This is a genomic window from Reyranella soli (genome assembly GCF_007992495.1).
Lineage (GTDB): Bacteria > Pseudomonadota > Alphaproteobacteria > Reyranellales > Reyranellaceae > Reyranella > Reyranella soli.
In genome coordinates, this window is the sequence record NZ_BKAJ01000004.1 from 13,897 (window position 1) to 26,222 (window position 12,326).

Below are 12,326 nucleotides of genomic sequence, written 5' to 3' on the forward strand. Positions count from 1 at the left end.
GTGGAGCCTCGGGCTGCCGGTTAGGTTGGTGCGTCCGATGGCTGAAGCGACCCCAGACGGCTATGCCAACGAGCTGCGCCGCGAGATCCTGCGCAGCGAGATCCAGCGAGTGCGGGTGCTCGCCGTCATCCTGGTGGCGCTGCTCGGGGTGACGCTGTGCGCCGTGAACTTTCTCCCCGGCCTGATCCACAGCATGTTCCACCAGGGATTGGCCTGGTGGCTGCCGCTCGCGGGCATCGGTCCCTTCGCCCTCTATGAAGTCGTCGTGTTGTTCGCGCTGCGCTGGCGGGCGTCCCACGACAGGGACTTTCCGCGCTACGCCCGCTTTGGCAACGCCTTCATCGAGACCAGCATGCCGAGCGTCTTGATCTTCGCGTTGGCGCATCACATGGCGCCAGAGGCGGTGTTCGGTTATTGGCCGCCGCTGCTCTATTTCGTGTTCGTGCTGCTTTCGACGCTCCGGCTCGACTTCTGGCTGTCGCTATGGACGGGCGCCGTTGCGGCTGTGCAGCAGTTCCTGCTGGTCTTGCTGTTCGTGCCGCTGGAACTCTTCTCCGATGTGCCTGAGCACTCGCTGCTCTACAATCTCAGCCGCAGCATCGTACTGCTGGGCTGCGGCGTGATCGCCGGCATCGTGGCTGGCAGCTTGCGCCGGCAGTTCGAGAAGTCGGTGGCTGCCGCGGTTGCGCGCGACCGCGTCACCAACATGTTCGGCCAGCACGTGTCGCCCGCCGTGGTCGATCGGCTGCTTGCTTCCCACAGCGACCCGCCGAGCGAGCTGCGCGAGGTCTGCGTGCTGTTTCTCGACATCAGGGGCTTCACCGCCATGACCCGCAAGCGGCCGGCCGATGAGACCGTGGCGCTGCTGAACGACTTCTTCGCCGAGATGATCGAGATCGTCGATCGCAGCAACGGCATCATCAACAAGTTCCTGGGCGACGGCTTCCTGGCGATCTTCGGCGCGCCGCTCGACGATCCCAAGGCGGCGGTCAACGCCCTGGCTGCGGCGCACGGCATGCTGGAGGCGGTCGAGCGCTGGAACAAGACGCGGCCTGACAAGACGTTGCGGGTGGGCATCGGAATCCATCTCGGCAAGGCGGTAACCGGCACGGTCGGCTCGCCGCAACGCAAGGAGTACACGGTGATCGGCGATACCGTGAACCTGGCGGCGCGCCTGGAGCAGCTCACCAAGGAGACGGGCTCGCAGCTCCTGGTCTCGAGCGCCGTCCATCTCGCGACGACTGGCGCCGACGGCGCGACCGATCTCGGGCCCTTGCCCATCCGCGGCTACGACGAGGAAGTGCGGGTATGGAAAGTGGTCTGAGCTGGTACTTCGCCTACGGCTCCAACATGAGCGCGCTCAGGCTGTTCGAGGAACGGCTGAAGCCGGAAGGCATCGGCCTGGGCGAGCGGATTGCAGGTCGGCTCGATGGCTGGCGGCTCGCCTTCAACAAGCAGGGGCGCGTGCCGGGCACCGGCGCGGGCAACATCATGCTGGCGCCGGGCGAGGTGGTGCACGGTACGTTGAACCTGCTGCCGGCGAAGGGGTTCGAGGTGCTCGACCGCTACGAGGGCGTGGTCGGCGGTCATTATGAGCGGCGGACCGTGCCGGTTTGGCGCGGCGACACCGGAGTCGCGGTCGAAGCGATCACCTATGTGGCGCTGTTGACGGGCGAGAACCTGTGTCCGACCCGCGAGTATCTCAGCCATCTCCTGGCCGGCCGCGACCTGCTGCCGGAGGACTATTTCCGCCAGCTGGGCGAGACGCCGACAGTGGATTGAGCCTCTTGTCGGACCGCGGGCCTGGAGGCCCGCGGTCCGGCAAGATTACTTCGCGCCGGCGAGCTGCTTCTTGCCCTTGGCCTTCGCCTTCTTGGCGAGCTCGTCGCGGGCGACCGGCGCCTTGCCGGTCTCCTGGAGCTCGGGCACGTCGGCTTCGTGCCAGAAGTTCAGCTCGATCATGACGCCATCGGGATCGTGCACGAAGACCTGCTGCAGGGGCCGCGCCGGCACCTTGCGGACCTCGTACGGCAGGCCGTCCTTCTTGATCTGGTCGATCGTGCCGCGGATGTCGGAGCAGTTGATGGCGACATGGTCGATGGCGCCGCTGCCATGATCCTTGCGGTCGGTCTCCGAGACGATGTGCAGGATCGCCTTGTCGCCGGCATACATCCACGCGCCGGGGAACATGAACGGCGGGCGGTCGCCGTTCTTGAGACCCACGTAGCGCTCATAGAAGCGCACCGTGGCGTCGAGGTCCTTGCAGTAGATATTCCAGTGGTCCAACGAAAGTGCGGGCATCCATCCCTCCTACGTTGGCCGGCAGTCTACCCAGTCCGGCTCAGCCGTGGCAGCAGGAATTTCCGGCCTTTTCCTCATATTTGTCGTGGTGGCGGACCCAGTGGGAGAGGTTCCCGCCAGGCGGCTCGTTGCGCCCCTTGGGCGTGATGTCGAGGAAGCCGTAGACCGTGCCGACATCCTCGGTGCCGCGGGCAAATACCGAATAGGTATGGAAAATCTGGCCCGTCTCATCCTTTGTGAAGACGCTGAAGCCGGGTAGCTCGTCGCTCATCCAATCCCGTTCCTCGAAATTGTAGAAGACCTTGCCCTTGGTCTTCTGCTCCTCCGTGAACGACACATTGTAGTCGAAATTGAAATCGCAGCCGGCCGACGACACCCATTTGAAGGGCCAGCCCATGCGCTTATGGAAGGCCGCGATCTTGGCGTACGGCGCGCGCGAGACGGCGACCACCATCACGTCATGATGGGCGAGATGGATGAGCGAGCCTTCCATCTGGTCGGCGCCGAATGAGCAGCCGACACAGCCTTCCTGCCAGTCCGGCCCGAACATGAAATGCTTGACGATGAGCTGGCTGCGACCGGCGAACAGGTCGGAGAGCGTCTCGCGGCCGTCGGGGCCGTCGAACACGTAGCTCTTGTCGACCTTGACCCAGGGCAGCTCGCGGCGCTGTCGCGCGAGCTCGTCGTGCGCGCGCAGATGCGCCTTCTCCTTGGCGAGCAGCGCGCGCCGCGCTTCCAGCCATTCGTCGCGAGAGACGGTCTTGTGCGCCTGCATGATGGCCTCCTTCAGTGGACGGGATCGGGACGGTTGAGGACGGCGTTGAACACCGTGCTGGGCACGGCGACGCGCTTGTCCTTGTAGATCGCACGCAGGTCGCCGAAGTGGCGATCGGGCGCGTGCGAGAATTCGGCCAGGCGGTCGATGAAGGGCAGGTCGAGCTCGGAGTCGGTTTGAGCCATGGCGCCCCACACATCCCACGGCAGCATCTCGCGATTGTTGAGCGCGGCGACGTCGCGCACGACGTTGCCCGCGATGAACCACAATCCGTGCATGTCGAGGATGCCGAATGCGCCGGGATCGGCCTTGCCGCTCCGGCACAGCCGCCAGGCGTCGCCTGCCACCACGAACTGATCGCGCGGCACGTCGAGCGGATCGAAGGCGATGCCGAACAGCTCACGCTGGCGCTGGTCGAGCTGGGCATCGACCAGCAGCCAGCGCTGCGCGCGTTCGTTCCAGTATTCCGTGACCCAATGGTCGACGAACTTGCCCTTCTCGAAGTAGGCGCCGAAGCCGCAACGCGCCCGCGCCGCCATTCCCTGCCGCCGCAACATGGCGACATGCAGGAGCGTGAAGTGCCGGCAGACGCCGACCACGCGAGCAGCCGGCGGACGTGCCTGCGGCAACGGCCGACTGTCCTGGCGGGTGATGCAGTCGAGCATCTTCTCGACGCCGCGCACGTGAGCCTGCTTATGCTGCTCGGCTGACAGGGTAACGCCGTAGGCGGGCGCGATATGCTCGTGGATCAGCACGCCCTGTACGACCTCGGCCAGCCTGCCGACGTCCCGCGGCAGTCCGTCCAGCAAGGCAGCCTTGGCTCCGGCGTCGCTCATCGAGATCGGGGCGCGAAAGGCGTCAGTGTTCATGGAAAGACCTTCTCCAGATTGTCGAGGGCCAGCGTCCAGCCGCGGCGATGATCGTCGCGCGCCTTCTCATCGAAGAACTGCTCGTGCGTCAGGGTGAGGATGGTGGACTCGCCGTCGGGCTTGAAATCGACCGTGACCTGCGATTCGCGTTCGGGCGTGCTCTGCCAGGCCCAGGAGAAGACCAGCTTTCGCTCCGGCACGATCTCGCGATAGACGCCGCTCACGCTTTGGTGCTCGCCGTCCGGCGTGTGGAACTGAACGCGAAAGCGGCCGCCGACCTTGACGTCGGCCTCGGCGATGGGCGTCTTGGGATGGCCGGTGACGCCCCACCAGCGGATCATTTTTTGCGGCTGCGTCCAGGCCTCGAAGAGCTGCGCCGGCGACGCTTTGAAGCGCCGCTTGAGGGCGAGGCTGGGTTTGCTTGCCATGAATCTTCCTCCAGGAATGCAGCGAGACGGTCGAGCTGCTCGGTCCAGTAGCGCTCGTAGCGGGCCAGCCAGTTCATCGCTTGCTCCATGGGCGCGGCCTTGAGCTGGCAGGTCACCGTGCGGCCCGTCTTGGTGCGCTCGATCAGGCCGGCGTCCGACAGCACGTCGAGATGCTTCATGATGGCGGGCAGGGAGACCGGGAAAGGCCGCGCCAGCTCGCTGACGGTGAGCCCTTCCTCCTCGTCGAGCCGTGCCAGCAGGGCGCGCCGGGTCGGATCGGCCAGGGCGGCGAAGGTGCGGTCGAGCACGGCGGTTTGATAGTTAACCATAAAGTTAAGTGTAAGGAGGTCGGCCGCCCCGAGTCAAGATGACCATCGGTCTATCTGGTGGAAAGAGGCGGTCCCGTGGGAGGCTGCCCGCCTTCCAGGAGCTGACTATGACCCAGCGTCTCGACTACCAGAAGCTCTCGAACCCCGGGCGTGCGCGCCGTCGGCGGCGTCTACACATACGTCTTGAATTCAGGCCTGCCCAAAATCCTGCTCGATCTGGTCTTCCTGCGGGCTTCGCAGATCAACGGCTGCGCCTACTGCATCGACTCGCACTCGCGCGATCTCCAGGAGGAGGGCGTGCCGGTCGAAAAGATCATGCTGCTTCAGGCGTGGCGCGAGGCAGGCGATTTTTTTTCGACAAAGGAGAAGGCTGCCCTGCAATGGGCCGAGGAAGTGACTCGGGTCTCCGAGACCCACGCTTCCGACGAGGCCTTCGCCGCCGTGTCGGCCGAGTTCCAACCCAAGGAAGTGTCCGACCTGACGATCGCGATCGGCCTGATCAACCTGTTCAATCGCCTGGCAATCAGCCTGCGCCGACCGCCGGGCAGCTAGTAGCTCTGCACAGTGATCATGACGGGCGCGGGGCCGATGAGATTGCCAGCACTGCTGGCACCGGTCCCCGACCCCGGAGTAATTGCGTCGATCGACCGCCTATGGAGCGCAAAAACTAAAACCGTAGTTGACCCGTTAAATCACTTCAGTTATATTATCCTTGTGCCTGCCTCCCGGCGGCTCTGCTCTATGCATCGTTCATCCGATACCATCGCGTCCGGACGCCGCCGCCGGACCCGGTCCCCTCCGGTCGAGTGAAAAACCCCGTTGCGATATTTGCGTAAAATGTCCGAGTTCGCCGGCACGCCCCATGGGTAGTGGGTCGGCGTCCGACGCGCCGCTACGACCTCCGTCGGAAATGCCGATAATGCCGGAAAATCATCTCGCCGCGCCGAGGAACGCGATCCCGTTGCCGTTCAGCCCGTCAAAAGCTGTGCGAAGAACGATCAGACCTTCTCCATCAGCGCCTGCGCGGCCGCCGGATTGCGCACCTTGGCGCCCGAGATGAAGTAGACGAAGGCGTCGCCCTTCTTGGCCCAGCCCTTGGCGCGCTTGGCCCACTGGTCGAGCTCGGCGGGCTTGTAGCCCGTCTTGACCTTCTCCTGCGAGCCCATCAGGCGGGCGTAGGTGAAGTCGGCGGTCGGCTCGTCGATCTCCGGGAAGTCCTCGTCGTGGGCGAAGACGATGGCGGCGTTGTACTTGCGGGCGAGGTCGTAGAAACGCTTGTCCTTGAAGCTGTCGTGCCGGACCTCCAGCGCGTGGCGGACCGGCAGCTTGCCGACCTCCTTGGGCAACAGCTTCAGGAACGCCTCGAAGTCCTCCGGGTCGAACTTCTTGGTGCCCATGAACTGCCAGTTCACCGGGCCCAGCCGGTCCTTGAGCTCGACGATGCCCTGGGCGAAGAAGCGCTGCACCGATTCGCCGGCTTCGGCGAGCACCCGGCGGTTGGTGCAGAAGCGCGAGGCCTTCACGGCGAAGACGAAGCCGTCCGGCGTCTCGTCGTGCCACTTCGCCCAGCTCGTCGGCTTGAAGCTGGAATAGTAGGTACCGTTGATCTCGATCGAGCTCAGCTTGCGGCTGGCATATTCCAGCTCGCGCTTCTGGCTGAGGTCGTCGGGATAGAAGACGCCGCGCCACGGCTCGAAGGTCCAGCCGCCGATACCGACATAGATCTTGCCTGCCATTGGATGCTCCGCGATGGGCTTTGGCGGTAGAATGGCAGGCCGCCCACCATCGGGTCTAGCGTGCTCGTCTCGCCAGAGACCAGGCCGCCTTGGCGATGCGTCGCTCGAAGAGCAGCAGACAACCGCCCAGCAGCGCCGCGCCAATCGCGACCTCGAGCCACCAGAATTGGTGAGCCGGGGCGGGCAGGAAGGCGATGCCGAGGGCGACCGCGAGCGAGCACAGAAGCGGCGGGATCAGCAGCGGCAATAGCGCAAAGCGCCCGAGCTCCAGGCGCCGGCGGGCGATCGCGAGCATCGTGACGCTCATCGTCTCGGCCGCCAGCAGGGCCGCGATCGCGCCCCAGCTGCCGTAGCGCGGGATCAACACGATGTTCAGCGCCAGGCTGGCCACGGCCGACATGGCGATGATCTTCAGATGCAGCTTCTGATGCCCCCAGGCCAGCAACGGCGTGCCCAGGCCGATGTTGGTGAAGGTGAGCGCCACGACCAGGCACAGCCATTCGAAATACGGTCCCGCCGCGGCGAACTGGGCGCCGAACAGCAGATCGTTGACATGCCGGCCGCAGGCCCAGCCGAGAGCGGCGATCGGCAGGCCCATCCAGACCATCAGGGTGGCGAAGTCGTGTGCCACGCGCTTGGCCTGCTGGGTGTCGCCCGCGACTTGGGACAGCACCGGGAAGTAGGCGTTCATCATGGCGCCGCTCACCACGGTCGAGATGAACATCAGCTTGTAGGCCGTGGTGTAGAGGCCGACCTCGGTATCGCTGTGGCTGAAGCCCAGCAGGATCGCGCCGCCGTTGTAGACCACCAGCACCGCCAGCAACGACAGCGCGAGCGGCCACGCTTCGGACAGGAGCTTGCCGCCGGCAGCGAGGCGCGGGCGCACGTCGGCCAGGCGCAGGATGCCGTGGTGCTGCAGGTACCAGAAGTAATAGCCCACCAGGGCGAGCGAGAAGGGCAACGTGTAGGCGGCGAACAGGTAGATGTCGCCCGGCTCGCGGATCAGCAGGAGCAGCGCGGGGATCTGCAGCAGGTTGATGACCAGCGAGGCGATGGCGGGCCCGGCCATGCGTTGATGCGCCTGCAGGACCCAGATGGTGCTGCCGGCATTGATCAGGATGATGACGCCCTGGATCAGCAGCAGGGTGCTGGCTTGCCCGCCACGCGGATCGAGGAGCGCGATCGCCGCGACGACGGCATAGGCCGCGAGGCCGAACAGCATCTGGAGGCCGATCACCAGCGAGGTGATCGACGCGGTCTGCTTGGGGTTGGCGGCGATGTCACGCTGTCCCACCATCGCCAGGCCCGGGCTGGCGAGAAGGGCGAGGAAGGCGAGCAGGGCCGCGTTCCAGTTCACCTGGCCGATCGCGGCCGGACCGAGGACGCGGCGGCTGTAGGCGGTGGCGAAGATGCCGACCAGCAGGACGATGCCGCTGACGGCGGTCATGGCGATGAAGTTCGTGGCGATCGTGCGTCGGCGATAAGCGGGGGGCGCCGCCGGCGCATCGATCGAAGAACTGATTTGCATGCACCGATGTCTCATCCCGAACCCGGGCAGGACAACGGCCGTGGCGGCCGGACACAGCTTTGACACCCCCGGGAACAGGACTGCAGTGCGGGCGTTGTCACGCAATGACCATGGCAACACCAGCGGCGGTCGAGGCCGAAATCCACGCCATCATGAACGACCGGATCGAGGCCGTGCAGGCAAAGGACGCGGCACGCCTGGTGTCTCATCATGCGGCGGACGTCGTGGCCTACGATCTGCTCGAGCCTCTGCAATACAAGGGAGCGGCCGACCTGCGGCGTCGTGCCCAGCAATGGTTCGATGGCTATGACGGACCGATGGCGTATGAAATCCGCGAGCTCGTCGTCGTCCCGGGCCACGGCGTGGCGTTCTGCCACGGCCTGCACCATGTCGCTGGTCGACTCAAGACGGGCCAGCAGGTCGACATGTGGTGGCGCGCCACGCAGGGACTGCGCCTGGTCGGCGACAAGTGGCAGATCGTCCACGAGCACAGCTCCCTGCCGTTCGACATGGCGAGCGGGAAGGTCTCGTTCACGCTCAAACCTTAGGGCGACGACGAGGAAGATCGGCAGCCATCGCCTGAAGGGTGCGTTCGAAGGTCGTCAGCGGCAGGGCGCGTCTCGGGCATCAGGAACCACACGGTGGCCAGGGCGCATAGCGCGACGGCCGCCAGGCCCATGAAGGCTACCGAGCTGCTGAACGTGTCACTCATGTAGCCGGCGAAGGTGGGGCTGATCGAGGCGCCCACGCCCATCATGGTGCCGACCACGCCTTGGGTGAGGTTGAAGCGACCCGAGCCGCGCGTCAGATCGGCGATGGTGAGCGGCACCATGACGCTCATCACAGCGGCGGTCAGGCCATCGAGAAGCTGCACGGCGACCAGCAGGTAGGGGTCGCTCACCGTGGCGAGCAGCAGGCCGCGAATCGGCAGTGCCGCGAAGCCCGCGATCAGCAGTGGCTTGCGGCCGATGCGCTGCGCCTGCCGGCCGACCCAGGGCGAGAACAGGGCGACCACGATCTGCGGGCCGACGATGCAGGCGCCGATCAGCACGGTGGCCCACTGGCCCGAGCGCGTGGTGAGCACGCTGCCCATCAGCGGCAGCATGGCGGCATTGGCGAGATGGAACAGCAGGATGCAGCAGCCGAACACCAGCAGGGCGCGCTTGCTGAGCAGGCTGCGCAGATCGACCGGCGGCTTGCCGGTACGCATCTCCGGCAGGTTGCCGTGCGCGCGCTCCGGGTCGATTTCCGCTGCCGCGACGCCGCGCAGCACCAGCAGTGTCGGCACGAGCAGCGCCGCGGTCACGAAGAACACGGCCTGGGGCGAGAAGAAGTAGCCGAAGCCGCCCATCACCGCCGCCGACAGCCCCGCGCCGATCGAGGCGAAGCGCGCGTTGCGGCCAAAGCGCTCGCCGATCGCGGCGTGGCCGACGAGACCCAGGCTGATCGCGGCGATAGCCGGCCCCAGGACGCAGCTTGCAGCGGCGTGCAGGGTCGCGGCGAGCAACACTGCCGGAAAGATCGGGAAGGTCGCATAGACCATCGCGCTGATGGCGATCAGGGTCACGGCCACCGCCGCGACCACGCGCTCGGAGCGCACGGCATCGACCAGCGCACCGCCTGGGATCTGGCCCAGCAGCGAGACCAGGCCGGCCACGGTCAGCACCAGGCCGATCTCGATCTGCGTCCATTGCTGCGATGTGAGATAGACGGCGACGAACGGCCCGAAACCGGTCTGCACGTCGGCGACAAGAAAGATGAACCAGTCGAGCCGTTTGAGGCTGCGACTGGATGGATGCGGCGGCGAAGGAGAGGGAAGCTCCGTCACCGGCATGGCGCTACGGCAGGGGCTCGAGCTTGCCCGAAGCCACGATCACGATGATCGGGCGGCCTTCCTTGTACTCCGGTGCCGGCTTTACCTGGTCGCGCGTCAGTTCGAGGACGATGCCATAGCGTTTTTCCGCCGCCGGCACGAAGTGCAGCGCCTGCCAGGCGACGGCGATCTTGCGGCTGCCGACGCCCAGGAAGCCGCCGAAGTCGATGATGGCGGCGCGAGTCGCACCTTGTCCGTCGACAAGGACGTCGACGATGCGGCCCATGTTCTCGTCGGCGAGGCTGCGGACCTCGCGACCGAGGATGCCCTGCACTTCCAGTGTGTCGAGCACGGTGACCGAGGGCTGGCCGGGCGCCTGTGCCGGGACAGGTGGCGGTGGCTGTGCCGGGGCAGGTGCCGGTGTCGGGGCAGGTGCCGGTACCGGGGCAGGTGCCTGTCCTTGCGCGCCGCCTTCGGTCTGGCCCGCCGCGGCGAACGCGGTCAGCGCCACGACCAGCAGGACAGCTGCGAACTTCTTGATCATGGAATGCCCCCGCGCGAATTTCAGCTCAAGGATCAACTCCGCACGCGGCTCCGGGTTGCCGCGGGAGAGGCGAACGTGGCCAAAGCGACGACAGAGAACACAGCAGCGGCGACAGGCCAGTGCCTTTGTGGCGCGGTTCAGTTCGAGATCGGCGTTCCGGCGCGGTGGGCCTGGCACGATCATTCCGGCGCGACGAGGCGGGCGCACGGTGCCGCCTACGCGACCTATGTCGGCAGTTGGCGCAGTCGCTTTCGCGTGACCAAGGGCCAGGCGAAGATCACACGCTTTGAGGACAAGGCGACCAGGACGACGAGAGGCTTCTGCTCCCACTGCGGAACGCCCATCCTCTACGAACGGGCGCACTCGCCGCAGATGATCAACATACCGCGTGCGCTGTTCAGCAGCCGCACAGGGCGCGAGCCGCGCTATCACATCGCCATCGCCGAGCTGCAGGACTGGACGTATCTCGGCGAGCCGCTCGTTCCGTTAAAGGGCTATCCCGGCGTTGTATGGGAGCGGCCTGCCAAGAAGAAGCGGCGTCAGGTCATCCGTGGGCAAAGGACAGGATATCCCGCGCCAGACGATCCCGATGAGTGATGACGAGCCCGTGCGGCGCGCCCTCATATACCTTGAGCGTCGAGCCCGGTATGAGCTCAGCGACCTTCCTGGCGGTCGTGTCCAGCGGGTTGACCACGTCCTTGTCGCCATGGGCGATCAAGGTCGGCACGGTGACGGCCTGCATGTCCGCGCGGAAGTCGCCGCCGGCGATGGCGCGCATGCAGTCGATGGTGGCTTTCGGCGAGGCCCGCATGAACTGGGCGACGATCCACTCGGTCAAGGTGGGTGAAACGGCGGGATGGCCGCCGGTGAAAGCGGTGACGCCCTTGGCAAGGAAGGCCGGCCGGTCCTGCTTCAGGCCGGCGATGAGCGGGCTGAAGTCGCTGGTCGACTGAGGCGGGACCGTGCTCAGCATCACCAGGCGGGCGATGCGTGCGCTGCCGTGTCGGCGCAGGTATCGCACCGCTTCGCCGTTGCCCATCGAGTGGGCGACCAGCGTGACGTCGCTGAGGTCGAGCTGGTCGATGACCGCGGCCAGGTCGTCGGCCAGGCGATCGTAGTCGTAGCCGCGCCCCGGATCGCTCGACCGTCCGTGGCCGCGCCGGTCATAGGCGACGCAGCGCAAGCCCTGGTCGGCCAGCTCGACGAGCTGGTACTCCCAGATGTCGGCATTGAGGCTCCAGGCATGGGTGAACACCACGGGCTTGCCGGTTCCCCAATCGAGGTGGAACAGGCTCGCGCCATCGTCGGTCTCGATGAAGGAAGGCCGCGCTGCGACCGGCACCCTGGCCGCGGCCGGCCGGCTGCCGGCGGCGACGAGGGTCGCGACGGCGCCAGCAGCGATCGAGGTTGTCGCACTTCTCCGGTCCATCGCGACCTCCCGATCAGCTGCGCGCGGGTGCGGCGTCGACGAAGCCGACGACCGACTTGATACGGCCGTCGCCGGCCACGACGACGAAGTCGGTGCCCTTGATGTAGAGCGGCGCATCCGCAGTGCCGCCGGCCACCCAGCTGAACCGCACGTAGTCGTGATGCGCCTCGATGCCGCTGGCCAGGCGCAGCCGGTAGCCGGGGAAGTGGCCTTGCGCCGTCGCGATCATGGCCTCCAGGCTGTCATGGCCTTTGCCGTCGCGCGCGGCGTCGACGTACGTGCCGTCGTCGGTCCAGGCCTTGGCCACCAGCTCGCGCCGCCGCTTGGGCTCGGGTTCGTTCCATGCCGCGAGGTATCGCACCACGACTTCGTTGGCGTTGCTCATCGCCTTGCTCCTTTGAGATGGGGATTGGGCTCCAGCGGGGCTGGGCAGCGCCGGCGACGCTGCGACGCCGACCGCGACGATTGCTCGGATCAGGTCTCGTCTTTCCATGGCGCCGAACCTATGGCGGCGACATCAGGCGGTCGATTACCTGACGGGTAAGTTGCTGCTCGTCGGCGACAGATGTCTCAG

At 66.3% G+C, this 12,326-nt stretch carries 15 protein-coding genes and 1 pseudogene; 5 read left to right on the forward strand and 11 right to left on the reverse strand.

Annotated elements, in window-relative coordinates; translation table 11 throughout:
- Positions 1–37: 37 nt before the first annotated feature.
- Both RSO01_RS00690 and RSO01_RS00695 read left to right on the forward strand, forming a co-directional pair.
- Positions 38–1,324 carry an adenylate/guanylate cyclase domain-containing protein gene (locus RSO01_RS00690; RefSeq protein ID WP_170302770.1) on the forward strand — a complete coding sequence of 429 codons (1,287 nt, stop codon included), beginning with the start codon at positions 38–40 and terminating at the stop codon, positions 1,322–1,324.
- Positions 1,309–1,782, forward strand: coding sequence for a gamma-glutamylcyclotransferase family protein (locus RSO01_RS00695; protein WP_147145149.1), 474 nt, complete (start codon positions 1,309–1,311; stop codon positions 1,780–1,782). Before RSO01_RS00690 ends, RSO01_RS00695 begins: the two co-directional genes overlap by 16 nt.
- A 45-nt stretch (positions 1,783–1,827) precedes the next feature.
- Here the strand turns inward: RSO01_RS00695 and RSO01_RS00700 are convergent, their stop codons facing one another.
- Genes RSO01_RS00700 through RSO01_RS00720 form a run of 5 tightly spaced genes read right to left on the reverse strand, consistent with a single transcriptional unit; the run spans position 1,828 to position 4,702 of the window.
- The gene (locus tag RSO01_RS00700) at positions 1,828–2,301 is read right to left on the reverse strand and encodes a VOC family protein (protein WP_147145151.1); all 474 of its coding nucleotides are present in this window, start codon (positions 2,299–2,301) and stop codon (positions 1,828–1,830) included.
- A gap of 40 nt (positions 2,302–2,341) precedes the next feature.
- Entirely contained in the window at positions 2,342–3,076 is a 735-nt protein-coding gene (locus RSO01_RS00705; RefSeq protein WP_147145153.1) for a DUF899 domain-containing protein, read from the reverse strand.
- Positions 3,077–3,087: 11 nt separating this feature from the next.
- Complete coding sequence (locus RSO01_RS00710; RefSeq protein WP_147145155.1) at positions 3,088–3,945, reverse strand: transglutaminase domain-containing protein; 858 nt, start codon at positions 3,943–3,945, stop codon at positions 3,088–3,090.
- Positions 3,942–4,373, reverse strand: coding sequence for an SRPBCC family protein (locus RSO01_RS00715; protein WP_147145157.1), 432 nt, complete (start codon positions 4,371–4,373; stop codon positions 3,942–3,944). The genes RSO01_RS00710 and RSO01_RS00715 overlap by 4 nt, the downstream gene beginning before the upstream one ends.
- A complete protein-coding gene (locus tag RSO01_RS00720) occupies positions 4,283–4,702 on the reverse strand; it encodes an ArsR/SmtB family transcription factor (RefSeq protein ID WP_147145159.1) in 420 nt (139 codons plus the stop codon). The genes RSO01_RS00715 and RSO01_RS00720 overlap by 91 nt, the downstream gene beginning before the upstream one ends.
- A 107-nt stretch (positions 4,703–4,809) precedes the next feature.
- Between RSO01_RS00720 and RSO01_RS00725 the strand changes: the two are divergent.
- A pseudogene (locus tag RSO01_RS00725) lies at positions 4,810–5,254 on the forward strand (carboxymuconolactone decarboxylase family protein).
- 446 nt (positions 5,255–5,700) lie between these two features.
- Here the strand turns inward: RSO01_RS00725 and RSO01_RS00730 are convergent.
- Positions 5,701–6,438 (reverse strand): DUF72 domain-containing protein, encoded by a 738-nt coding sequence (locus RSO01_RS00730; RefSeq protein ID WP_147145161.1) that lies wholly within the window; start codon positions 6,436–6,438, stop codon positions 5,701–5,703.
- A gap of 55 nt (positions 6,439–6,493) precedes the next feature.
- Positions 6,494–7,966: an oligosaccharide flippase family protein gene (locus RSO01_RS00735; RefSeq protein WP_170302771.1), complete on the reverse strand. Its 1,473-nt coding sequence runs from the start codon at positions 7,964–7,966 to the stop codon at positions 6,494–6,496.
- Between the two features lie 110 nt (positions 7,967–8,076).
- Between RSO01_RS00735 and RSO01_RS00740 the strand changes: the two genes are divergently transcribed.
- A complete protein-coding gene (locus tag RSO01_RS00740) occupies positions 8,077–8,514 on the forward strand; it encodes a YybH family protein (RefSeq protein ID WP_170302772.1) in 438 nt (145 codons plus the stop codon).
- Here RSO01_RS00740 and RSO01_RS00745 read toward each other — a convergent pair.
- Both RSO01_RS00745 and RSO01_RS00750 read right to left on the reverse strand, forming a co-directional pair.
- Entirely contained in the window at positions 8,511–9,800 is a 1,290-nt protein-coding gene (locus tag RSO01_RS00745; RefSeq protein WP_147145167.1) for an MFS transporter, read from the reverse strand. The genes RSO01_RS00740 and RSO01_RS00745 overlap by 4 nt on opposite strands.
- 4 nt (positions 9,801–9,804) lie before the next feature.
- Positions 9,805–10,323, reverse strand: a complete 519-nt coding sequence (locus RSO01_RS00750) for a PRC-barrel domain-containing protein (RefSeq protein ID WP_147145169.1) — start codon at positions 10,321–10,323, stop codon at positions 9,805–9,807.
- A gap of 75 nt (positions 10,324–10,398) precedes the next feature.
- Between RSO01_RS00750 and RSO01_RS00755 the strand changes: the two genes are divergently transcribed.
- Positions 10,399–10,920 carry a GFA family protein gene (locus RSO01_RS00755; RefSeq protein ID WP_246157923.1) on the forward strand — a complete coding sequence of 174 codons (522 nt, stop codon included), beginning with the start codon at positions 10,399–10,401 and terminating at the stop codon, positions 10,918–10,920.
- On the opposite strand, the gene RSO01_RS00760 is transcribed toward RSO01_RS00755, so the two are convergent.
- Positions 10,868–11,752: an alpha/beta fold hydrolase gene (locus RSO01_RS00760; RefSeq protein ID WP_147145173.1), complete on the reverse strand. Its 885-nt coding sequence runs from the start codon at positions 11,750–11,752 to the stop codon at positions 10,868–10,870. The two genes, RSO01_RS00755 and RSO01_RS00760, sit on opposite strands and share 53 nt — an antisense overlap.
- Positions 11,753–11,765: 13 nt before the next feature.
- Positions 11,766–12,137 carry a nuclear transport factor 2 family protein gene (locus tag RSO01_RS00765; protein ID WP_147145175.1) on the reverse strand — a complete coding sequence of 124 codons (372 nt, stop codon included), beginning with the start codon at positions 12,135–12,137 and terminating at the stop codon, positions 11,766–11,768.
- Between the last annotated feature and the right edge of the window lie 189 nt (positions 12,138–12,326).